Annotated in this window: 20 protein-coding genes; 13 read left to right on the top strand and 7 right to left on the bottom strand. The window is 68.5% G+C overall.

What is annotated here, in order from left to right:
- Positions 1-20 precede the first annotated feature (20 nt).
- The 7 genes from RA210_RS03285 to mhpT all read left to right on the top strand — a co-directional run bounded on the left by RA210_RS03285 (position 21) and on the right by mhpT (position 7,238).
- The gene (locus RA210_RS03285; protein WP_201485381.1) at positions 21-1,217 is read left to right on the top strand and encodes an acyl-CoA dehydrogenase family protein; all 1,197 of its coding nucleotides are present in this window, start codon (positions 21-23) and stop codon (positions 1,215-1,217) included.
- 70 nt (positions 1,218-1,287) lie between these two features.
- On the top strand, positions 1,288-1,845 hold the full coding sequence (locus RA210_RS03290) for a flavin reductase (RefSeq protein WP_201485382.1): 558 nt from the start codon (positions 1,288-1,290) through the stop codon (positions 1,843-1,845).
- A gap of 17 nt (positions 1,846-1,862) precedes the next feature.
- Positions 1,863-2,726 (top strand): alpha/beta fold hydrolase, encoded by an 864-nt coding sequence (locus tag RA210_RS03295; protein ID WP_201485383.1) that lies wholly within the window; start codon positions 1,863-1,865, stop codon positions 2,724-2,726.
- Positions 2,727-3,096: 370 nt separating this feature from the next.
- Entirely contained in the window at positions 3,097-3,891 is a 795-nt protein-coding gene (mhpD, locus tag RA210_RS03300; RefSeq protein WP_201485384.1) for a 2-keto-4-pentenoate hydratase, read from the top strand.
- 38 nt (positions 3,892-3,929) lie between these two features.
- On the top strand, positions 3,930-4,865 hold the full coding sequence (locus RA210_RS03305; protein WP_201485385.1) for an acetaldehyde dehydrogenase (acetylating): 936 nt from the start codon (positions 3,930-3,932) through the stop codon (positions 4,863-4,865).
- Positions 4,866-4,876: 11 nt separating this feature from the next.
- Entirely contained in the window at positions 4,877-5,908 is a 1,032-nt protein-coding gene (gene dmpG / locus RA210_RS03310) for a 4-hydroxy-2-oxovalerate aldolase (RefSeq protein ID WP_201485386.1), read from the top strand.
- Between the two features lie 82 nt (positions 5,909-5,990).
- A complete protein-coding gene (gene mhpT / locus RA210_RS03315; RefSeq protein ID WP_201485387.1) occupies positions 5,991-7,238 on the top strand; it encodes a 3-(3-hydroxy-phenyl)propionate transporter MhpT in 1,248 nt (415 codons plus the stop codon).
- A gap of 57 nt (positions 7,239-7,295) precedes the next feature.
- Here the strand turns inward: mhpT and glpD are convergent, their stop codons facing one another.
- Entirely contained in the window at positions 7,296-8,906 is a 1,611-nt protein-coding gene (glpD, locus tag RA210_RS03320) for a glycerol-3-phosphate dehydrogenase (protein WP_201485388.1), read from the bottom strand.
- Between the two features lie 169 nt (positions 8,907-9,075).
- Between glpD and ybaK the strand changes: the two genes are divergently transcribed.
- Both ybaK and glpK read left to right on the top strand, forming a co-directional pair.
- Positions 9,076-9,546, top strand: coding sequence for a Cys-tRNA(Pro) deacylase (gene ybaK, locus RA210_RS03325; RefSeq protein ID WP_201485389.1), 471 nt, complete (start codon positions 9,076-9,078; stop codon positions 9,544-9,546).
- Between the two features lie 79 nt (positions 9,547-9,625).
- The gene (gene glpK, locus RA210_RS03330; protein WP_201485390.1) at positions 9,626-11,119 is read left to right on the top strand and encodes a glycerol kinase GlpK; all 1,494 of its coding nucleotides are present in this window, start codon (positions 9,626-9,628) and stop codon (positions 11,117-11,119) included.
- A gap of 36 nt (positions 11,120-11,155) precedes the next feature.
- Here glpK and RA210_RS03335 read toward each other — a convergent pair whose 3' ends face one another.
- Together RA210_RS03335 and argF are read right to left on the bottom strand one after the other, a co-directional pair.
- A complete protein-coding gene (locus tag RA210_RS03335; RefSeq protein WP_201485391.1) occupies positions 11,156-12,250 on the bottom strand; it encodes an ABC transporter ATP-binding protein in 1,095 nt (364 codons plus the stop codon).
- A gap of 20 nt (positions 12,251-12,270) precedes the next feature.
- Positions 12,271-13,188 (bottom strand): ornithine carbamoyltransferase, encoded by a 918-nt coding sequence (gene argF, locus RA210_RS03340; RefSeq protein WP_201485392.1) that lies wholly within the window; start codon positions 13,186-13,188, stop codon positions 12,271-12,273.
- A gap of 307 nt (positions 13,189-13,495) precedes the next feature.
- Between argF and grxD the strand changes: the two genes are divergently transcribed.
- Positions 13,496-13,819, top strand: coding sequence for a Grx4 family monothiol glutaredoxin (gene grxD / locus RA210_RS03345; protein WP_136488829.1), 324 nt, complete (start codon positions 13,496-13,498; stop codon positions 13,817-13,819).
- A 65-nt stretch (positions 13,820-13,884) separates the two neighbouring features.
- Here grxD and bfr read toward each other — a convergent pair whose 3' ends face one another.
- The 4 genes from bfr to pyrC form a co-directional block, all read right to left on the bottom strand.
- Positions 13,885-14,355: a bacterioferritin gene (bfr, locus tag RA210_RS03350; protein WP_136488830.1), complete on the bottom strand. Its 471-nt coding sequence runs from the start codon at positions 14,353-14,355 to the stop codon at positions 13,885-13,887.
- A gap of 131 nt (positions 14,356-14,486) precedes the next feature.
- Positions 14,487-14,705: a bacterioferritin-associated ferredoxin gene (locus RA210_RS03355; protein WP_136488831.1), complete on the bottom strand. Its 219-nt coding sequence runs from the start codon at positions 14,703-14,705 to the stop codon at positions 14,487-14,489.
- 162 nt (positions 14,706-14,867) lie between these two features.
- Entirely contained in the window at positions 14,868-15,545 is a 678-nt protein-coding gene (rnt, locus tag RA210_RS03360; protein ID WP_136488832.1) for a ribonuclease T, read from the bottom strand.
- The gene (pyrC, locus tag RA210_RS03365; protein ID WP_201485393.1) at positions 15,542-16,588 is read right to left on the bottom strand and encodes a dihydroorotase; all 1,047 of its coding nucleotides are present in this window, start codon (positions 16,586-16,588) and stop codon (positions 15,542-15,544) included. The genes rnt and pyrC overlap by 4 nt, the downstream gene beginning before the upstream one ends.
- 158 nt (positions 16,589-16,746) lie before the next feature.
- Between pyrC and RA210_RS03370 the strand changes: the two genes are divergently transcribed.
- From RA210_RS03370 to RA210_RS03380, 3 genes are all read left to right on the top strand, one after another.
- Positions 16,747-17,967, top strand: a complete 1,221-nt coding sequence (locus RA210_RS03370) for an argininosuccinate synthase (RefSeq protein ID WP_201485394.1) — start codon at positions 16,747-16,749, stop codon at positions 17,965-17,967.
- A gap of 348 nt (positions 17,968-18,315) precedes the next feature.
- Complete coding sequence (locus RA210_RS03375; RefSeq protein WP_201485395.1) at positions 18,316-19,776, top strand: YjgN family protein; 1,461 nt, start codon at positions 18,316-18,318, stop codon at positions 19,774-19,776.
- Positions 19,773-20,828 carry a M48 family metallopeptidase gene (locus tag RA210_RS03380; protein ID WP_201485396.1) on the top strand — a complete coding sequence of 352 codons (1,056 nt, stop codon included), beginning with the start codon at positions 19,773-19,775 and terminating at the stop codon, positions 20,826-20,828. The genes RA210_RS03375 and RA210_RS03380 overlap by 4 nt, the downstream gene beginning before the upstream one ends.
- Positions 20,829-20,906 lie beyond the last annotated feature (78 nt).

The following is a 20,906-nucleotide window of genomic DNA, read 5'->3' on the forward strand; positions in this document are numbered from 1 at the left end:
GCGTGAAAGAGGTCAGAGACATGAGCCACATCGAAACCCAGATCCCCAGCGAAGCCGAAATCGTCGCCCGCGCCGAAGCGCTGATCCCGCGCCTGCGCGAGCGTGCCGAGGCCTGCGAGAAGGCGCGCATGGTGCCGAAGGAAACCATCGCCGATTTCCAGGAAGCCGGATTCTTCAAGATCCTGCAGCCCAAGCGCTGGGGCGGCTACGAGATGAGCCCCAACGTGCTGAACAAGGTGCTGATGGAACTGGCCCGCGGTTGCCCGTCCAGCGCCTGGAACGTGATGGTGCTCGGCGTGCACCCCTTCGAGGTCGGCCTGCTCGATCCGCGCTGCGGCGAGGAGCTGTGGGGCGACGACAACACCCGCCTGGTGTCCTCCTCCTACGCGCCGTTCGGCACCGTCAAGCGCGCAGAGGGCGGCTACGTGCTCAACGGAGAGTGGCTGACCTCCAGCGGCTGCGACCACGCCGCCGGCGGTGCCTTCCTCGGCGGCCGCGTGGCCAACGACAAGGGCGAGATGGAGTTCCGCTCGTTCTGGGTGCAGCGCAGCGACTTCGAGATCGTCGACGACTGGCACGTGGTCGGCCTGGCCGGCACCGGCAGCAAGAAGCTGATCATCAAGGAAGTCTTCGTTCCCGAGTACCGCAGCCACGTGATCGCGGCCTACGACCAGGAGTCCCACGGCCACGTCGAGAACCTGTTCAAGATGCCGTTCTTCTTCGTGTTCTACGCCGCCGTGTCCTCGGTGATCATCGGCATGGCGCGCGGCATGGTCGACCTGTACATCGAGCACATGATGCCGCGTCAGAACCTCAACCAGGCGGTCGGCGCTGCGGTCAACGACCCGTTCATCAAGAACCGCCTGGGCGAAGCCTTCGCCAAGATCGTCGCCTGCCAGGCACGCGTGCTGCAGAACACCGACGAGGCCTGGCAGTACGCCTCGCGCGGCGAGCTGGTGCCGCTGGACGTGCGCGTGCGCCACTTCGCCACCAACCAGTTCACCGGCGGCGAGTGCTTCGATGCCGCGCACATGATCTTCAAGAAGACCGCCACCCGCGGCGTGTGGCTGAGCAGCCCGATGCAGCGCCAGATGCGCGACATCCTGGTCGGCGCCAACCACATCACCCAGAACCAGGACAACATCGGCGACCTGCTCGGTGGCCAGTTGCTCGGCAACCCGATGCCGGCGGCCAACCCGTTCGGCGTCAAGGTCTGATTCCGGATCGGAACCGATGGGTGGGCCACGTAGCCCACCCACTTCTGCCCGCTGCGTGAGAGCTACTGTCGTGAGCAAAGAGATCAATCAACTGCTGGACTGGGTGCCCAACGCCGAACTGGCCAGCCTGCCGGTGGTGAGCGCCGACGACCACCGCGTCGGCATGCGCAACCTGGCCGCCGCCGTGACCATCATCACCGCCCGTGACGGCGAGACCCATCTGGGCCTGACCGCCACCGCCGTGTGCTCGGTGACCGCCGAGCCGCCGCGCCTGGTGGTGTTCGTCAACAAGAAGGTCGCTGCCAGCGAGGCGATCATGAGCAGCGGCGCGCTGTGCGTGAACGTGCTGAGCGCCGAGCAGGAGCACGAGGCCAAGGTGTTCGCCGGCATGGTCGAGGGCGTGCACGGCGAGGCGCGCTTCCAGCATGGCCAGTGGCGCGACCTGGCCAGCGGCGTGCCGGTGCTCGACGGCGCCCTGGCCAACTTCGATTGCCGGGTGGTCAAGGTGTTCGACGAGAGTACCCACCACGCCTTCCTGTGCGAGGTCCTGGCCACCCGCGGCCAGCAGGGCGGCGAGCCGCTCCTGTACCTGAACGGCGCCTTCCGCCGTCTCGCCCCCCAAGCCTGAATTCGAGGACAGCATCCATGATCGGTACTCCCCTGAGCGAAGCCGCCACCAGCAAGTTCGTGCGCATCCAGGACGGCGAGCTCGACCTCAACATCCACTACAACGACTGCGGTAGCGGTAGCGAAACCGTGGTCATGCTGCACGGCTCCGGTCCCGGCGCCAGCGGCTGGGCCAACTTCAACCGCAACATCGAGCCGCTGGTGAATGCCGGCTACCGGGTGATCCTCATGGACTGCCCGGGCTGGAGCAAGAGCGACTCGATCGTCTGCACCGGCTCGCGCTCCGACCTCAACGCCCGCGTGCTCAAGGGCCTGGTCGATGCGCTGGACCTGGACCGCGTGCACATCCTCGGCAACTCGATGGGCGGCCACAGTGCCGTCGCCTTCGCCCTGGCCAACCCCGAGCGCGTCGGCAAGCTGGTGCTGATGGGCGGTGGCACCGGCGGCGCCAGCCCGTTCACGCCGATGCCCACCGAAGGCATCAAGCTGCTGCAGGGCCTGTACCGCGAGCCGACCATCGACAACCTGAAGAAGATGATGAACGTCTTCGTCTTCGACACCAGCGACCTCACCGAGGAGCTGTTCCAGGCCCGTCTCGACAACATGCTCAACCGTCGCGATCACCTGGAGAACTTCGTCAAGAGCCTGGCGGCCAACCCCAAGCAGTTCCCCGACTTCAGCCCGCGCCTGGCCGAGATCAAGGCGCAGACCCTGATCATCTGGGGCAGCAACGACCGCTTCGTGCCGATGGATACCGGCCTGCGCCTGCTCGCCGGCCTGCCCAACGCCGAGCTGCACGTGTTCAACCGCTGCGGCCACTGGGCGCAGTGGGAGCACGCCGACAAGTTCAACCGCATGGTGCTGGACTTCCTGAACCACTGATCCGCTTGCGGCCGGCGCCTCGCCGCCGGCTCCGTTTATCGGTCTACCCGGCCTCTGGCCGAAGCCGGGTTTCCTGCCTGTACCACCCGTCCGCCGGCACACCGGAGCGCGGGCCGGTACAGGCTTTTTATTTGAAAAAATCCTTTAAAAACAACGATGTGCACATAGTGCACGTTCGGGCGGTTTTTCATTGTCGGGGTTTTTCGGCCGTTCCTATACTCGCCGCGACAACAAAGGCCCCACGGCAGCTGCGGACAACCCGAGCAGGTTCTGACCGCGGCTTTCCTGTCGGCCACCGACAGCTTCCGGCTCCTGTTTCCCATGCGGACCGCCGGCGGCCCCCCGAATTGCGCGCACCCGAGGTTAAGTCATGAGCGTGACCCAACAGACCCTGGAACAACTGGCCGCCGCCCTGCGCGGCGCCGAGGCGAGCGGGGAGGCCGTCGAGCCGCTGCGCGGGCTGATCGGCGAGGACAACGGCGCGGCGGCCTACGCCATCCAGCGCCTCAACGTCGCCCACGGCGTGGCCAACGGCCGCCGCGTGGTCGGCCGCAAGATCGGCCTGACCAACCCCAAGGTGCAGGCCCAGCTCGGCGTCGACCAGCCGGACTTCGGCACCCTGTTCGCCGACATGAGCTACGGCGACAACGAGGTGGTGCCGTTCGGCCGCGTGCTGCAGCCGAAGATCGAGGCCGAGATCGCCCTGATCCTGGAAAGGGACCTGCCGCGTGCCGACACCACCTTCGCCGAGCTGGTCGAGGCCACCGGCTGGGTGCTGCCGGCGCTGGAGATCGTTGGTAGCCGCGTGCAGAACTGGAACATCCGCTTCGTCGACACCGTGGCCGACAACGCCTCCAGCGGCTGCTACGTGCTCGGTGGCCCGGCGCGGCGCATCGCCGACGTCGACCTGCGCCAGGCCGCCATGTCCATGACCCGCAACGGCGAGATCGTTTCCAGCGGCAGCGGCGCCGAGTGCCTCGGCCATCCGCTGAATGCCGCGGTGTGGCTGGCCCGCACCATGGCCCGCTTGGGCGAGCCGCTCAAGGCCGGCGACGTCATCCTCACCGGCGCCCTCGGCCCGATGGTGGGCGTGGCCGCCGGCGACCGCTTCGAGGCGATCATCGAAGGCATCGGCCAGGTCGGCGTCAGCTTCAGCGCCGAGTGAATTCCTCGCCCCACCCGGGTACAGCAGTGAGACCAAGCATGAAAAAACTCAAAGTCGCCATCATCGGCTCCGGCAACATCGGCACCGACCTGATGATCAAGATCCTGCGCAACGGCAAGAACCTGGAAATGGGCGCCATGGTCGGCATCGACCCGGCCTCCGACGGCCTGGCCCGCGCCGCGCGCATGGGCGTGGCCAGCACCCACGAGGGTGTCGAGGGCCTGACCCGCATGGACGTTTTCAAGGACATCGACTTCGTGTTCGACGCCACCTCGGCCGGCGCCCACGTGAAGAACGACGCCTTCCTGCGCAGCCTGAAGCCCGGCATCCGCCTGATCGACCTGACCCCGGCGGCCATCGGCCCGTACTGCGTGCCGGTGGTCAACCTGGAAGAAAACCTCGCCGCGACCAACGTCAACATGGTCACCTGCGGCGGCCAGGCCACCATCCCGATGGTTGCTGCCGTGTCGCGCGTGGCCAAGGTGCACTACGCCGAGATCGTCGCTTCCATTGCCTCGAAATCCGCCGGTCCCGGCACCCGCGCCAATATCGACGAGTTCACCGAGACCACTTCGAAAGCCATCGAAGTGATCGGCGGCGCTGCCAAGGGCAAGGCGATCATCGTCATGAACCCGGCCGAGCCGCCGCTGATCATGCGCGACACCGTGTTCGTGCTGTCCGAAGCGGTCGACCAGGCCAAGGTCGAGGCTTCGGTCGAGGAAATGGCCGCCGCCGTGCAGGCCTACGTGCCGGGCTACCGCCTCAAGCAGAAGGTGCAGTTCGACGTGATCCCCGCGGACAAGCCGCTGACCATCCCGGGCCACGGCACCTTCTCCGGTCTGAAGACTTCCGTGTTCCTCGAAGTCGAAGGCGCCGCCCACTACCTGCCGGCCTACGCCGGCAACCTCGACATCATGACCTCCGCCGCGCTGGCCACCGCCGAGCGCATGGCTCTTTCCATGATCAACGGCTGAGGAGACGCGCCATGACCTTCGACCCGAGCAAGAAGCTGTACATCTCCGACGTCACCCTGCGCGACGGCAGCCACGCCGTGCGCCACCAGTACTCGATCCAGAACGTGCAGGACATCGCCCGCGCGCTGGACGAGGCGCGCGTCGATTCCATCGAAGTCACCCACGGCGATGGCCTGCAGGGCTCCTCGTTCAACTACGGCTTCGGCGCCCACACCGACCTGGAGTGGATCGAGGCCGCCGCCGATGTGATCAAGCACGCCAAGATCACCGTGCTGCTGCTGCCCGGCATCGGCACCGTGCATGACCTCAAGGCCGCCTATGACGCCGGCGCCCGTTCGGTGCGCGTGGCCACCCACTGCACCGAGGCGGACGTATCGAAGCAGCACATCGAGTACGCCCGCTCGCTGGGCATGGACACCGTCGGCTTCCTGATGATGAGCCACATGATCCCGGCCGAGCAGCTGGCCGCCCAGGGCAAGCTGATGGAAAGCTACGGCGCGCAGTGCATCTACATGGCCGACTCCGGCGGCGCGATGAACATGAACGACATCCGCGACCGCATGCGCGCGTTCAAGGCTGTGCTCGATCCGGCGACCCAGACCGGCATGCACGCCCACCACAACCTGTCCCTCGGCGTGGCCAACTCCATCGCTGCGGTGGAAGAGGGCTGCGACCGCATCGACGCCTCCCTGGCCGGCATGGGCGCCGGCGCCGGCAACGCGCCGCTGGAGGTGTTCATCGCCGCCGCCGAACGCATGGGCTGGAACCACGGCACCGACCTGTACCGCCTGATGGACGCCGCCGACGACCTGGTGCGCCCGCTGCAGGACCGCCCGGTGCGCGTCGACCGCGAGACCCTCGGCCTCGGCTACGCCGGCGTCTACTCGAGCTTCCTGCGTCACGCCGAAGTGGCCGCCGCCAAGTACGGCCTGAAGACCCTCGACATCCTCGTCGAACTGGGACGCCGGCGCATGGTGGGTGGCCAGGAAGACATGATCGTCGACGTGGCCCTCGACCTGCTGGCAGCGGGCAAGAACCACTGAGCTGTCCCGAGCAACGGCCAGTTTCCTTCGGGTAACTGGCCTTTTTGTGCACTCCAATAAGAAAACAATCAGGTAGACCGATATGAAAACCTGCACTGCGGAAGCCCTTTCCCAAACCGCTGCCCAAGCATCACCCGACAGCCGGCGTACCTGGCTGACCATCGCCCTGTGCTTCGCCGTGGCCGTGCTGGAAGGCATCGACTTCCAGGCGCCGGGCATCGCCGCCAAGGGCATGGGCCTCGCCTTCGGCCTGGACAAGCTGCAGATGGGCTGGGTGTTCAGCGCCGGCATCCTCGGCCTGCTGCCCGGCGCGCTGGTCGGCGGCTGGCTGGCCGACCGCATCGGCCGCAAGGGCGTGCTGATCGCCTCGGTGACGCTGTTCGGCGTGTTCTCCATCGCCACCGCCCACGCCTGGGAACTGTACAGCCTGATGCTGGCGCGCCTGCTGACCGGTGTCGGCCTCGGCGCCGCGCTGCCCAACCTGATCGCCCTGTGCTCGGAGGCCGCCGGCTCGCGCCTGCGCGGCACCGCGGTGAGCCTGATGTACTGCGGCGTGCCGCTGGGCGCGGCGCTGGCGGCGATGATCGGCATCGTCGGCTACTTCGATGACTGGACCGTGCCGTTCTACGTCGGCGGCGTGCTGCCGCTGCTGGTGGTGCCGCTGCTGGTGCTGTGGCTGCCGGAGTCGGCCGCCTTCAAGGCGCGCAAGTCCGCGGCCAGCCAGGAGCCGCAGGTGCCGGTGGTCGACGGCCTGTTCCGCAACGGTGCGGCGCTGCCGACCGTGCTGCTGTGGGTCGCCTACTTCTTCACCCTGATGGTGGTGTACATGCTGATCAGCTGGCTGCCGAGCCTGCTGGTCGGCCAGGGCTTCACGGGCGTGCAGGCCAGCTGGGTGGTGTTCACCCTGCAGATCGGCGCCACCGTCGGCACCCTGATGCTCGGCGTGCTGATGAACACCCTGCGTCCGCTGGCGATCGCCGCGCTGATCTACGGCGGTCTGCTCGCCGCGCTGGCCGCCCTCGGCATCGTCGAGAGCTTCGTCGGCATGCTGTTCGCCGGCTTCGCCGCCGGCGTGTTCGCCACCGGCGGGCAGGGCGTGCTCTATGCGCTGGCACCGCTGTTCTACCGCACCGAGGTGCGCGCCACCGGCGTCGGCACCGCCGTGGCGGTCGGTCGCCTGGGCGCCATGAGCGGCCCGCTGGTGGCCGGCAAGATGCTCGCCCTGGGCACCGGCACCGTGGGCGTGATGGCCGCCTCGGCCCCGGGCCTGGTGGTCGCCGGCATCGCGGTGTTCTACCTGTTCGTGCGCTCGCGCCGCCAGGCGGCCTGACGCCTCCGGCGGGAACCCCCGTCCGCCGCGCGGTCGGGGGGGCTTGCTGTCTGGCGTTCAGCGCGCCGGGCGCTGCGGAGTGCCGGCGTCCCTGCAGGGCAGGCGGCCGAGGGGATTGCCGACCAGGCGTTCGTGGATGATCGGGCCGGCACCGGGCGCCTGCGCGCCCTGCAGGTAGCGCTGCAGCTTCTGCTGCTGCATCGGGCCGAGCAGCAGGCCGAGCTTGGTCCGCCGCCAGAGGATGTCCTCCAGGCTGACCGCCCATTCCTCCTCGCGCAGATAGTCCACCTCGCGGGCGTACAGGCCGGCGCCGAAGTTCTCGCCCAGGTCCATCAGGCAGTGCACCTCCTCCAGCAGGCGCCAGGCGCGGGTGCCGTAGCTGGCCGCCCAGCGCCGCGCCAGGTCGCCGGCCAGCCAGCCGTGGGCGTCGCACAGCGCCTCGGCCAGCTGGCTCACCGAATCCAGCTCCTCGGCGCCGGGCAGCTTGCTGTGTGCGGTCCAGGCCGGGCCCATGTGCGGGAACCAGGGCGCCAGCTGGGTCAGGGCGGCCTCGGCCAGCTTGCGGTAGGTGGTCAGCTTGCCGCCGAACACCGACAGCAGCGGGGCGGCGCCGTGCTCGTCGGCCAGCACCAGACGGTAGTCGCGGGTGACCGCCGCCGGGTTGTCCTGGGTGTCGTCGTACAGCGGGCGCACGCCGGCGAAGTGGCTGACGATGTCCTGGCGCTCGATCTGCCGGCGGAAGTGCGCGTTGACCACGCCGAGCAGGTAGTCGATCTCCTCGTCGCTGATCCGTACCGCCGCCGGGTCACCGCGGTATTCGCGGTCGGTGGTGCCGATCAGGCTGAAGCGCTGCAGGTACGGCAGGACGAAGACGATGCGGCCGTCGCTGTTCTGCAGGATGTAGGCCTGCTCGCCGTCGTGCAGGCGCGGCACCACGATGTGGCTGCCCTGGATCAGGCGCAGGTGCTGCTGGCTGCGCTGGTGCAGGCAGTCGCCGAGCACCTGTTCGACCCACGGCCCGGCGGCGTTGACCAGGGCGCGGGCGCGCAGCGACAGGCGGCTGCCGTCCTCGCGCTCCAGCTGCAGGTGCCAGAGGTCCTTGCTGCGCCGCGCGCCGATGCAGCGGGTGCGGGTGTGGATGTGCGCGCCGTGCTCGCGGGCGCTGATGGCGTTGGTCACCACCAGGCGCGCGTCGTCGACCCAGCAGTCGGAGTATTCGAAGCCTTCCTCGATCTCCGCCTTGAGCGGGCAGCCGGGGCCGAAGTGCAGGTGGCGGGAGCCGGACAGGCTGTGGCGCACGCCGAGGTGGTCGTAGAGGAACAGCCCGGCGCGGATCATCCACGCCGGGCGCAGGTGCGGGCGGTGCGGCAGGATGAAGCGCAGCGGCCGCACCAGGTGCGGCGCCATGCCCAGCAGCACCTCGCGCTCGCCGAGCGCCTCGCGCACCAGGCGGAACTCGTGGTGCTCCAGGTAGCGCAGGCCGCCGTGGATCAGCTTGCTGCTGGCCGAGGAGGTGTGCGCCGCCAGGTCGTGCTGCTCGCAGAGGAACACCGACAGGCCGCGGCCGGCGGCGTCGGCGGCGATGCCGCAACCGTTGATGCCGCCGCCGATCACCGCCAGGTCGTAGACCTCGGCCAGGGGTGCGGTACCTTGCTGGGATGCTGTCATGATGGTTGCGCCTTTTCTTGTGTGTCCCTGATCCATCGCCCGTTCCTGGGCCTGGATGCCCGACTGTTGGCTTTTGCGTTATCGTGGGTTCGGCACGCAAGCTGCTGGTTTCCGGCAACTTTTCCTGTGCACTCCCGATTTCATTCTCGACCCTTTTCGTGAAGCCAGCATGACCCCGGCCATAGATCTGTTGAAGAAAGTTCGCGCCGCGCACACGGTGCACAGTTACACCCACGACCCCAAGGCGCCGTCCTACGGCCTGGAGGCGGCGGAGAAGCTCGGCCTGGAGCCTGCGCGGGTGTTCAAGACCCTGCTCGCCGCCAGCGAGAAGGGCGAGCTGCTGGTGGCGGTGGTGCCGGTGGCCGGCACTCTCGATCTCAAGGCGCTGGCGCAGGCGGCCGGGGTGAAGAAGGCGGACATGGCCGATCCGGCGGCGGCGCAGCGCGCCACCGGCTACCTGCTCGGCGGCATCAGCCCGCTGGGGCAGAAGAAGCGCCTGCGCACCTTCATCGACGCGTCGGCGCAGGACTTTGCGACCATCTTCGTCAGCGCCGGCCGCCGCGGCCTGGAGGTGGAGCTGGCCGCTGCGGTGCTGGCCGAGCACACCCGGGCGAGCTTCGCCGCCATCGGCCGCGGCTGAACCGCCGGTTGTCTGCGATGCTGTAGGGGCGTGTCACGCCCGCCGGTGATCCGCGCCCGCCCCGCACGGAGGTAGCCCCATGCCCGCCCATCTGCTCGCCATCGACCAGGGCACCACCAGCAGCCGCGCCATCGTCTTCGACGCCGCCGGCCGGGTGCTGGCCCAGGCCCAGCAGGAGTTCCGCCAGCACTTTCCCGGCGCTGGCTGGGTCGAGCACGACGGCGAGGAGATCTGGCAGGGGGTGCTGGCGGTGTGCCGCGCGGCATTGCGCCAGGCTGGCCTCGACGCCCGGCAGATCGCCGCCATCGGCATCACCAACCAGCGCGAGACCACCCTGGTGTGGGACGCCGCCACGGGTGTGCCCATCCATCCGGCCATCGTCTGGCAGGACCGCCGCACCGCCGCCGAGTGCGCCGCGCTCAGGGCCGCCGGCCACGAGCCTCTGGTGGCGGCGAAGACCGGGCTGCTGCTCGATCCGTACTTCTCCGCCACCAAGCTGCGCTGGATCCTCGACCGGGTGCCCGGCGCCCGCGAGCGTGCCGCGCGCGGCGAGCTGCGCTTCGGCACGGTGGACAGCTTCCTGCTCTGGCGCCTGACCGGCGGCCGGGTGCACCGCACCGACGCCAGCAACGCGGCGCGCACCCTGCTGTTCGACATCCACCGCCAGCAGTGGGATGCCGAACTGCTGGCGCTGTTCGACATCCCGCCGAGCCTGCTGCCGGAGGTGCTGGACTGCGCCGCCGAGTTCGGCAGCAGCGATCCTGCGCTGTTCGGCGCGGCCATCCCGATCCGCGGCATGGCCGGCGACCAGCAGGCCGCGCTGTTCGGCCAGGCCTGCTTCGCCCCGGGCATGCTGAAGAGCACCTACGGCACCGGCTGCTTCATGATCCGCAACACCGGCGCCACGCCGGTGGTCTCGCGCCATCGCCTGCTGACCACGGTGGGCTACCGCCTGCACGGCCAGACCACCTATGCCCTGGAGGGCAGCATCTTCGTCGCTGGCGCGGCGCTGCAGTGGCTGCGCGACGGCATCCGCCTGATCGAGCACGCCAGCGACAGCGAGGCGCTCGCCGAGCAGACCGACGCGGCCAGCGGCGTGTACCTGGTGCCGGCGTTCACCGGCCTCGGCGCGCCCTGGTGGGACCCGCAGGCGCGCGGGGCGATCCTCGGCCTGACCCGCGATACCGGGATCAAGGAGATCGTCACCGCCGGGCTGCAGGCGGTGTGCTACCAGAGCCGCGACCTGCTCGAGGCCATGCGCCTGGACGGCGCCGGCGCGCTCACCGCGCTGCGGGTGGACGGCGGCATGGTGGCCAACAACTGGCTGATGCAGTTCCTCGCCGACATCCTCGACGTGGCGGTGGAGCGCCCGCAGGTGATCGAGACCACCGCCCTCGGCGTGGCCAGCCTGGCCGGCCTGCAGAGCGGGGTGTACCAGGGGCTCGACGAGCTGGCGGCGCGCTGGCAGGCCAGCCGGCGCTTCGCCCCGGGCATGGCGGAGGAGCGCCGCCAGGCGCTGTACGCCGGCTGGCAGGATGCCGTGCGCCGGGTGCGCAGCGGTGACGCCGGCTGAGCGCGCCGCTGCCGGGAATCGGGACTGCCTGGCGGGTCAGAGCTGGGCGGAGGCTTCCGCGCGCGCCTGCTGGGTGGCGATGCTGCCCTGGGCGGGGAAGGCGACCAGGTGCTCGGCGGCGATCTGGATGCCGACGTCCTCGCCGATGCGGTGATCCTCGTGGCTGGGGAACAGCGCCTCGAGGCGGGTGCCGGTGGGCAGTTGCAGGCGGTACAGGGTGGCGGCGCCGAGGAACGACTTGCCGACGATGCACGCCCTGAGCGGGCTGTCCGGCGCGTGGACGATGTCGTCCGGGCGCAGCAGCATGTCCACCGCGCTGCCCGGCGCCCACTGGTAGGCGCGGTTGCCGCGGATCACGCCCAGCTCGGTCTGCACCGTGTCGGGGGTGAGCATCTGCCCGCGGACGAAGTAGCCCTGGCCGACGAAGCTGGCGACGAAGGGTGTCAGCGGCTCGTGGTAGAGGTTGAACGGGGTGTCCCACTGCTCCAGGCGGCCGTTGTTGAACACGCCGACCTGGTCGCAGACCGCGAAGGCTTCCTCCTGGTCGTGGGTGACCAGGATGGCGCTGGTGCCGCGCGACTTGAGGATCTCGCGCACCTCGTGGCTGAGGCTGCGGCGCAGCTCGACGTCGAGGTTGGAGAACGGCTCGTCGAGCAGCAGCAGGCGCGGCTCGGGCGCCAGCGCGCGGGCCAGGGCGACGCGCTGCTGCTGGCCGCCGGACAGCTCGTGCGGGTAGCGCTTGCCCAGCGGGCCGAGCTGCACCAGTTCGAGCATCTCGGCGGCGATGCGTTCGCGCTCGGGGTGCTTGCGGATGCCGAAGGCGATGTTCTCCAGCACCGTCAGGTGCGGGAACAGCGCATAGTCCTGGAACACCATGCCGATGCGGCGCTTCTCCGGGGCGAGGGTGAAGCCGGGGCTGGAGATCACCTCGCCGGCCAGCTCGATGGAGCCGGCGTGCACCGGCTCGAAGCCGGCGATGGCGCGCAGGGTGGTGGTCTTGCCGCAGCCCGAGGGGCCGAGCAGGCAGCCGATGTCGCCGGCGTTGAGGTGCAGGTTGAGCTGCTGCACCACCTGCTGTCCGTGGTAGCCGCAGGCCAGGTCGCGCAGTTGAAGCAGCAGTCTGTGGGGCATCGCCGGCGGGTCCTTGTGCGTTAGGCGGGGTAGGCGTGTTCGACCAGGAACTCGAGCAGCGCCTTCTGCGCGTGCAGGCGGTTCTCCGCCTGGTCCCAGGCCACCGAGCGCGGGTCATCGAGCAGGTCGACGCTGATCTCCTCGCCGCGGTGCGCCGGCAGGCAGTGCATGAACAGCACGTCGGCGGCGGCGTGGTCGAGCAGCTGGCGGCTGACCTGGTAGGGCGCGAAGCGCTGCATGCGGGCCGCGGCTTCCTCTTCCTGGCCCATCGAGGCCCACACGTCGGTGCTCACCAGGTGGGCGCCGGCCACCGCCTCGCGCGGGTCGCGCAGGATGGTCACCCGGCCGTCGGCCTGGTCGAGGAACTGCTGCTTGGGCTCGTAGCCCTCCGGGCAGGCGACCCTGAGCTGGAAGTCGAACTGCACCGCCGCCTGGGCGTAGGTGTTGCACATGTTGTTGCCGTCGCCGACCCAGGCCACGGTCTTGCCCTGGATGGAACCGCGGTGCTCGTGGAAGGTCTGCATGTCGGCCAGCAGCTGGCAGGGGTGCAGGTCGTCGGTCAGGCCGTTGATCACCGGCACGCTGGAGTGGGCGGCGAAGTCGAGGACGTTCTGGTGGGCGTAGGTGCGGATCATCACCGCGTCGAGCATGCGCGACATGACGATGGCCGAGTCGCTGATCGGCTCGCCGCGGCCGAGCTGGGTGTCTCGCGGCGACAGGAAGATGGCCTGGCCGCCGAGCTGGATCATGCCGGCCTCGAAGGACAGGCGGGTGCGGGTCGAGGCCTTCTCGAAGATCATGCCCAGCACGCGGTTCTTCAGGGGCTCGTAGAGTACGCTGCGGTTGCGCAGATCTTTCAGCTCGATGCCTCGGCGAATCAGGCTGGCCAGCTCCTGGGGCGTGCAGTCCATCAACGAGAGAAAGTGCCGTACACTCATTATTCACTACCTGGTCAAGACAGGCCGCAGAGATGACCGACTTCGAATAAAAACGGACGAGAACTGCGGCGGGACCGCACTGTGCGGTACTCGAGAAAAGAAACCGATCTTATAAGGAAATTGCGCGGCTGCGCAAACCGGTACGCCCGGCTGCACGGGGCGTCAGCATGGCTTGTGCAATGCGCCACTCACGGGCATTTCGCCGCAGTTGCCGCCGGCGCGCAAGACCGAGCGCCGTGCACGGGATTTGGTTACAATCGGCCCATCCTGCCGGCCCCGGGCCGGGAAACTTCAGCCGAGGTAGACCATGGACATCATCGAAACCATCAAAGAGCAGATCGCCAGCAACCCCGTCCTGCTGTACATGAAGGGCTCGCCCAACGCGCCGCAGTGCGGCTTCTCCGCGCGCGCCTCGCAGGCGGTGATGGCCTGTGGCGAGAAGTTCGCCTACGTCGACATCCTGCAGCACCCGGAAATCCGCGCCAACCTGCCGAAGTACGCCAACTGGCCGACCTTCCCGCAGCTGTGGGTCGACGGCGAGCTGATCGGCGGCAGCGACATCATCCTCGAGATGCACCAGAAGGGCGAACTGCAGCCGCTGATCAAGGCCGCGGTGCACAAGGGCGAGTGAGCGTCCGACATATCCGGAAATGAAAAGGCCCCTCGTTCGAGGGGCCTTTTCATTGGGGCAGGGAATCACTCGTCCATCTGCGACTGCAGGTAGTTCTCCAGGCCGACCTTCTCGATCAGGCCGAGCTGAGTTTCCAGCCAGTCGATGTGCTCCTCCTCGGATTCGAGGATGTCTTCCAGCAGTTCGCGGCTGCCGTAGTCGCCGACGCTCTCGCAGTAGGCGATGGCCTCCTTGAGGTCGACCAGGCCCTTCTGCTCCAGCTTGAGGTCGCACTCGAGCATTTCCTTGGTGTTCTCGCCGATCAGCAGCTTGCCGAGGTCCTGCAGGTTGGGCAGGCCCTCGAGGAACAGGATGCGCTTGGTCAGCTTGTCGGCATGCTTCATCTCGTCGATGGATTCGTGGTACTCGTGCTTGCCAAGCTTGTCCAGGCCCCAGTCCTCGTACATGCGCGCGTGCAGGAAGTACTGGTTGATCGCGATCAGCTCGTTGCCGAGGATCTTGTTCAGGTGCTGGATGACCTTCTTGTCGCCTTTCATGCCTGTGGTCCGCCTTGACTGTGATGACTGACGCATCAGTCTGTGTCGGCTCCAGGGGGCTGTCAAATGCAGGAGTCTGCAAGCGCCGCCGGGCGGCGGCGCGGGAGGGGATGCGGCGGGAGCGGGCGCGCTCAGGCGGCGGCGAAGGCGACCGGATGGGCGAGGGCGAGCTGGGCCTGGTGCACGTCGTGGATGGTGTGGCGCACCAGCTTCTTGGCTTCGCAGGCGCACTTGCCGCACTGGGTGCCGACGCCGGTCGCCTCGCGCACCTGACGGTAGCTGCAGCAGCCCTCGTAGATGGCGTCGCGAATCTGGTGGTCGGTCACACCCAAGCAAAGACAGACGTACATGGCGCTACCTGCGGCAAGTGGTTGATGCGTCGATCCTAGTTTTAATGAGAAGTATTGTCAAACACGAGAGATGACCATTTGTCGCCCGCCCGAGCGGGTTGGCATCCGGATTGCGGGCATGAAAAACCCGGCCGCAGCCGGGTTCTTCAGCGGACTCGAGGTTCAGTCCTCGAAGTCCATCCAGCCGCCCAGTTCCTTCCAGCGGTTGACGATGCCGCAGAACAGCTCGGCGGTCTTCTCGGTGTCGTAGCGGGCGTTGTGCGCCTCGCGGTTATCGAACGGGATGTCCGCCGCCTGGCAGGCCTTGGCCAGCACGGTCTGGCCGTAGGCGAGGCCGGCCAGCGTCGCGGTGTCGAAGCTGGAGAACGGGTGGAACGGGTTGCGCTTGATCCCGGTGCGGTTGACTGCGGCATTGAGGAAGCCGAGGTCGAAGCTGGCGTTGTGGCCGACCAGCACGGCGCGCTTGCAGCCGCTGGACTTCAGCGACTTGCGCACGCCCTTGAAGATCTCGCCCAGCGCCTGCTCCTCGCTCACCGCCATGCGCAGCGGGTGGCCGAGCTTGATGCCGGTGAAGTCCAGCGCGGCCTGCTCGATGTTGGCGCCCTCGAACGGCTCCACCCGGTAGAAGTAGGTGTGCTCGGGATAGAGGAAGCCGTCGTCGTCCATGGCGATGGTGGTGGCGGCGATCTCCAGCAGAGCGTCGGTGGCGCTGTTGAAGCCGCCGGTCTCGACGTCCACCACCACCGGCAGGAAGCCGCGGAAGCGCCGCGCCATCGGCGGCTTGAAGCCGCCGGCGTGGGGTTCCTGTTCGTAGTCCTCGTAGTCGATCTGCTCGCTCATGCCTCGCCCTCCAGCACGCGCCAGCGGATCTTCTCGCCGGCGCGCAGCGGCACCAGCTGCTGCTCGCCGAAGTGCAGCTCGGTCGGCGCCACCCAGTCCTCGCGGACCAGGGTGATGCGGTCGCTGTTGCGCGGCAGGCCGTAGAAGTCCGGGCCGAAGCAGCTGGCGAAGCCTTCCAGCCTGTCCAGCGCGCCGCGGCTGTCAAAGGCCTCGGCGTACAGCTCGATGGCGGCGTAGGCGGTGTAGCATCCGGCGCAGCCGCAGGCGGCTTCCTTGGCGTGGCGGGCGTGCGGCGCCGAGTCGGTGCCGAGGAAGAACTTCGGGTTGCCGCTGGTGGCGGCGTCCAGCAGGGCCTGCTGGTGAGTGTTGCGCTTGAGGATCGGCAGGCAATAGAAGTGCGGACGGATGCCGCCGACCAGCATGTGGTTGCGGTTGTACAGCAGGTGGTGGGCGGTGATGGTGGCGGCGACGTTGGCCGGCGCCTCCAGCACGAACTGCGCGGCATCGCCGGTGGTGATGTGCTCGAACACCACCTTGAGGGTCGGGAAGCGCTGCACCACGCGGCTGAGGTTCTCGTCGATGAAGCGCTTCTCGCGGTCGAACACGTCGATGTCGGCGTGGGTCACCTCGCCGTGCACCAGCAGCGGCAGGCCGACCTCGGCCATCGCCTCCAGCACCGGGAAGATGTTGTCGATGCTGGTGACGCCCGAATCCGAGTTGGTGGTGGCGCCGGCCGGGTACAGCTTGGCGGCGTGCACCAGGCCGCCGGCCTTGGCCGCGCGGATCTCCTCGGGACTGGTCTTGTCGGTGAGGTAGAGCACCATCAGCGGCTCGAAGCGGCTGCCGGCCGGACGCTGGGCCAGGATGCGCTCGCGGTAGGCCGCGGCCTGCTCGGCGTTGCGCACCGGCGGCACCAGGTTGGGCATGATGATGGCGCGGCCGAAGGTGCGCGCGGCGTCGGGCACGGTGTGCGCCAGGGCGGCGCCGTCGCGCAGGTGGATGTGCCAGTCGTCGGGACGCAGCAGGGTCAGGCGGTCGGACATGCGGGGAATTCCAGGCGGGATGACTCGTGGGGCACGATGCTACCGAAAAGCCGCCGGACGGTCACGCGGCGCCCCGCCGGGCGGCCCGTTCCCCTGTAAATTCGTCGGAGGCGGGGCTAGAATGCCTCTTTTCGTAGCAACCCCCCGTGGAGTAACGAATGGCGGACGTGAAAAAGGTAGTTCTGGCCTATTCCGGTGGCCTGGACACCTCGGTGATCCTCAAGTGGCTGCAGGATACCTACAACTGCGAAGTGGTGACCTTCACCGCTGACCTGGGTCAGGGCGAGGAAGTGGAGCCGGCGCGTGCCAAGGCCCAGGCCCTGGGCGTCAAGGAAATCTTCATCGACGACCTGCGCGAAGAGTTCGTGCGCGACTTCGTGTTCCCGATGTTCCGCGCCAACACCGTGTACGAAGGCGAGTACCTGCTGGGTACCTCCATCGCCCGTCCGCTGATCGCCAAGCGCCTGATCGAGATCGCCAACGCCACCGGCGCCGACGCCATCTCCCACGGCGCCACCGGCAAGGGTAACGACCAGGTGCGCTTCGAGCTGGGCGCCTACGCGCTGAAGCCGGGCGTCAAGGTCATCGCCCCTTGGCGCGAGTGGGACCTGCTGTCGCGCGAGAAGCTGATGGACTACGCCGCCAAGCACGAGATCCCGATCGAGCGCCACGGCAAGAAGAAGTCGCCGTACTCCATGGACGCCAACCTGCTGCACATCTCCTACGAGGGCGGCGTGCTGGAGGACACCTGGACCGAGCACGAAGAGGACATGTGGCGCTGGACTAAGTCCCCGGAGAAGGCTCCGGACGTGCCGACCTACATCGAGCTGACCTACCGCGCCGGTGACATCGTCGCCATCGACGGCATCGAGCTGACCCCGGCCCAGGTGCTGACCCAGCTGAACAAGGTCGGCGGCGAGAACGGCATCGGCCGCCTCGACATCGTCGAGAACCGCTACGTCGGCATGAAGTCGCGCGGCTGCTACGAGACCCCCGGTGGCACCATCATGCTCAAGGCCCACCGCGCCATCGAGTCGATCACCCTCGACCGCGAAGTGGCCCACCTGAAAGACGAGCTGATGCCCAAGTACGCCAGCCTGATCTACAACGGCTACTGGTGGAGCCCGGAGCGTCTGATGCTGCAGCAGATGATCGACGCCTCCCAGGCCAGCGTGAACGGCGTGGTGCGCCTGAAGCTGTACAAGGGCAACGTCATCGTGGTCGGCCGCAAGTCCGACGACTCGCTGTTCGACGCCAACATCGCCACCTTCGAGGACGATGCCGGCGCCTACAACCAGGCCGACGCCGCGGGCTTCATCAAGCTCAACGCGCTGCGCATGCGCATCGCCGCCGGCAAGGGCCGCAGCCCGCTGAACTAAGCGACTGCGTCTGCCTCTGCTGCACAAGAACCCCGGCCCCGTGCCGGGGTTCTTGTTTTCAGGGGGGCCGGCCGGGCGGTTGGCCGCCACGGGGTTGCCTGTGCTGAACTCCCGGTGATTGGAGGGCTGCGCCACTGGCCGTATGATGGGCCGTCGCTGCGTGCGGGCTGCCGAATGGCGCAAGCGCACCAGCAAGGAATCGGTGTCGAATGGAAGCTTTCCGACTTTTTCCCCCGACATGCGACGCAGTCCCCGACCGGGCGGCGCGCTCGTCGGCACTGGGGAGGGGCGGCCTTCTTCCGGCACTCGATGAGTGGCAAGGGATCTGGCCTCCGGGGAGAGGTGCCGATGACGGACGCGGTCTATGCAGTCGTATTCAAGGGCGAGGTGCTCGAGGGGTTCAGCAGGGAGCAGGTGCAGGCAAGCTTCGCCCGCCTGTTCGGGCTGAGCGGGGAGCGCCTGGAGCAACTGTTCGCTCAGCCACGCGTGGTGCTGAAGAAGGGGCTCGGTCAGGACGAGGCCAGGCGCTACAGCAGTGCCTTGCAGCGCATCGGTGCGGCCACGGGCGTGGAGCGCATGGCCGGCACCCAGCCGCCGAGCGCAGTCCGGCCCGCTGCGCCGCCGCCAGCGCAGGGCGCCGGCGCGGGAGCGCGGCCGGCGGCTGTGCAGCTTGCGATCGTCAGGCCGGACGACGACGCTCCGCACGAGCGGCCCGGGTCTGGGCGGGCGGGCAGCCCGCGCGAAAGGGTGGTCTTCGATGGCGTGTCGCCACGCGCTGCTGACATTCCGCCGCTCAAGGCCGGCGTGGATGCCCCGGCGGACCGGCCGGCCGCGCGGCGGCAGCTGCCCTTCCAGTTCAACGGCAACGGCTTCGAGTTCTTCCGCATCTGGATCGTCAACATCCTGCTGTCCATCGTCACCTTGGGCATCTATTCGGCCTGGGCCAAGGTGCGCACGCAGCGCTACTTCTACGGCAACACCCAGCTGGACGGCAGCAGCTTCGATTACCTGGCCGATCCGCTGAAGATCCTCAAGGGACGGCTGATCGCCTTCGCCTGCCTGCTGATCTACTCCGTCGTCGGCGAGTTCTCGGTGGCGCTCGGACTGCTGGTGAGTCTGCTGTTCATCGCCGCGCTGCCGTGGATCGTCGTGCGCGGGCTGAGCTTCCGCAACAGCAACAGCGCCTGGCGCGGGGTGCGTTTCGGCTTCGATGGCCGCTATGGCGAAGCGGCGATGGTCTTCCTGGTGTGGCCGCTGCTGAGCGCGCTGACCCTGGGCATCCTGACGCCGCTGACCATGCACAAGCAGCAGAGCTTCATCGCTGGCAACAGCCGCTATGGCACCGCGCGTTTCGAGCTCGACGTCGGGGCGCGTCCGTTCTACATGGCCTTCCTGGCGATGCTGGGCATCGGCGTCCTGACCGCTCTGCTGCTGGGCGTGGTACGCGGTCTGGTGCCGGTGCTGGTGCCGGTCGTGGCGGTGACGGGCTATCTGCTGATGTTCGCCTTCTTCAGCGTCAGGTTCACCAACCTCGTCTACGGCAACCTGGTGCTCGGCGACAACCGCCTGGCCGCGCGCTACGAGCTGGGCAGCTTCATCCGCCTGATGCTGGGCAACATGCTCGGTACGCTGCTGACGCTGGGCCTGTTCTATCCATGGGCGAGGGTGCGCACCGCGCGCTACGCCGCCGAGCACATGACGCTGGTCGCCTGCGACGATCTCGACGGCTTTGTCGCCGCCCGGCGCGAGGAGGTGTCCTCCCTCGGCGGCGAGCTCGGCGAGATGTTCGACGTGGAACTGGCCCTGTGAGCGCAGCGGCCGAGTACGTGCTGGCCGGGACCTGGTTCGCCGGAACCTCGTCACGGCCGGTGGCGGCCAGGCTGCTGTGCGCCGACGGTCGCCTGCGGGTGACCGCAGGCGACGAGCTGCTGGCCGGGCCGCTGCCGCTGGCCGAGGTGGTGGTCAGTTCGCGGCTGGGCAGCACGCCGCGCATGCTGCGCTTCGCCGACGGCGCCTGCTTCGAGACCGCCGACAACGCCGGCGTCGACCGGCTGCTCGCCGGCCAGGGCCGCCGGCATGGCCTGGTGCACCGCCTGGAGTCCAGCCTGCGCTACGTGCTGCTCGGCCTGCTGGTGACCGTCGGCTTCGTCTGGGGCGGCGTTCGTCATGGCATCCCCCAGCTGGCCGAAGCCACCGCCTTCGCCCTGCCGGCGACGGTCAGTCGGCAGGTCGGCGAGGGGGTGCTTGAGCTGCTCGACGACGAGCTGCTGTTTCCTTCCGAGTTGCCTGCCGGGGAGCAGGCGCGGCTGCGCCAGCGCTTCGCGCCGATGATGGCGAGCGGCGGCCTGCCGATCCGCCTCGAGTTCCGCAAGGCGGCCGCCGAGTTGGGCGCGAACGCCTTCGCGCTGCCCTCGGGCACGGTGGTCTTCACCGACCAGCTGGTGAGGCTGGCCGAGCGCGACGAGGAACTGCTCGGCGTGCTGGCCCACGAGATCGGCCACATCGAGCGCCGCCACGGCCTGCGCCAGGTCCTGCAGGGTTCGGCGCTCGGCCTGCTGGCGATGACGGTGACCGGCGACCTGTCTTCGGTATCGTCGCTGATCGCCGGCATACCGGTGATCCTGACCCAGCTCGGCTACTCGCGCGATTTCGAGCACGAGGCGGACCGCTTCGCCGCCGAGCTTATGGTCAGCCAGGGTATCGATCCGGCCCTGCTGGGCAGCATGCTGATGCGCCTGGAGCAGGACGTGCGCAAATGCCCGCAGCCCGGGCGCTGCGAGGCGCCGGAGCATGGCTGGTCGAGCTACCTCTCCACTCATCCGCCCACGGCCGAGCGCCTGCGGCAGCTCGGCGGCCGCTGACGCCGAGGAGCGGTCTCGATGCAGGCCTCGAACGCGCCCCGGCGGGCGCTGCATGGGCAGCGCGACAACAGGGTAGAA

The organism is Pseudomonas sp. OF001 (assembly GCF_904426495.1).
GTDB lineage: Bacteria > Pseudomonadota > Gammaproteobacteria > Pseudomonadales > Pseudomonadaceae > Geopseudomonas.

What these genes read in the sequence shown, in the direction of transcription:
- RA210_RS03285 (WP_201485381.1), top strand. Translation starts at nt 21, where the DNA reads ATGAGCCACATCGAAACCCAGATCCCCAGCGAAGCCGAAATCGTCGCC.
- RA210_RS03295 (WP_201485383.1), top strand. Translation starts at nt 1,863, where the DNA reads ATGATCGGTACTCCCCTGAGCGAAGCCGCCACCAGCAAGTTCGTGCGC.
- mhpD (WP_201485384.1), top strand. Translation starts at nt 3,097, where the DNA reads ATGAGCGTGACCCAACAGACCCTGGAACAACTGGCCGCCGCCCTGCGC.
- RA210_RS03305 (WP_201485385.1), top strand. Translation starts at nt 3,930, where the DNA reads ATGAAAAAACTCAAAGTCGCCATCATCGGCTCCGGCAACATCGGCACC.
- dmpG (WP_201485386.1), top strand. Translation starts at nt 4,877, where the DNA reads ATGACCTTCGACCCGAGCAAGAAGCTGTACATCTCCGACGTCACCCTG.
- mhpT (WP_201485387.1), top strand. Translation starts at nt 5,991, where the DNA reads ATGAAAACCTGCACTGCGGAAGCCCTTTCCCAAACCGCTGCCCAAGCA.
- glpD (WP_201485388.1), bottom strand. Translation starts at nt 8,906, where the DNA reads ATGACAGCATCCCAGCAAGGTACCGCACCCCTGGCCGAGGTCTACGAC.
- ybaK (WP_201485389.1), top strand. Translation starts at nt 9,076, where the DNA reads ATGACCCCGGCCATAGATCTGTTGAAGAAAGTTCGCGCCGCGCACACG.
- glpK (WP_201485390.1), top strand. Translation starts at nt 9,626, where the DNA reads ATGCCCGCCCATCTGCTCGCCATCGACCAGGGCACCACCAGCAGCCGC.
- RA210_RS03335 (WP_201485391.1), bottom strand. Translation starts at nt 12,250, where the DNA reads ATGCCCCACAGACTGCTGCTTCAACTGCGCGACCTGGCCTGCGGCTAC.
- argF (WP_201485392.1), bottom strand. Translation starts at nt 13,188, where the DNA reads ATGAGTGTACGGCACTTTCTCTCGTTGATGGACTGCACGCCCCAGGAG.
- grxD (WP_136488829.1), top strand. Translation starts at nt 13,496, where the DNA reads ATGGACATCATCGAAACCATCAAAGAGCAGATCGCCAGCAACCCCGTC.
- bfr (WP_136488830.1), bottom strand. Translation starts at nt 14,355, where the DNA reads ATGAAAGGCGACAAGAAGGTCATCCAGCACCTGAACAAGATCCTCGGC.
- RA210_RS03355 (WP_136488831.1), bottom strand. Translation starts at nt 14,705, where the DNA reads ATGTACGTCTGTCTTTGCTTGGGTGTGACCGACCACCAGATTCGCGAC.
- rnt (WP_136488832.1), bottom strand. Translation starts at nt 15,545, where the DNA reads ATGAGCGAGCAGATCGACTACGAGGACTACGAACAGGAACCCCACGCC.
- pyrC (WP_201485393.1), bottom strand. Translation starts at nt 16,588, where the DNA reads ATGTCCGACCGCCTGACCCTGCTGCGTCCCGACGACTGGCACATCCAC.
- RA210_RS03370 (WP_201485394.1), top strand. Translation starts at nt 16,747, where the DNA reads ATGGCGGACGTGAAAAAGGTAGTTCTGGCCTATTCCGGTGGCCTGGAC.
- RA210_RS03375 (WP_201485395.1), top strand. Translation starts at nt 18,316, where the DNA reads ATGACGGACGCGGTCTATGCAGTCGTATTCAAGGGCGAGGTGCTCGAG.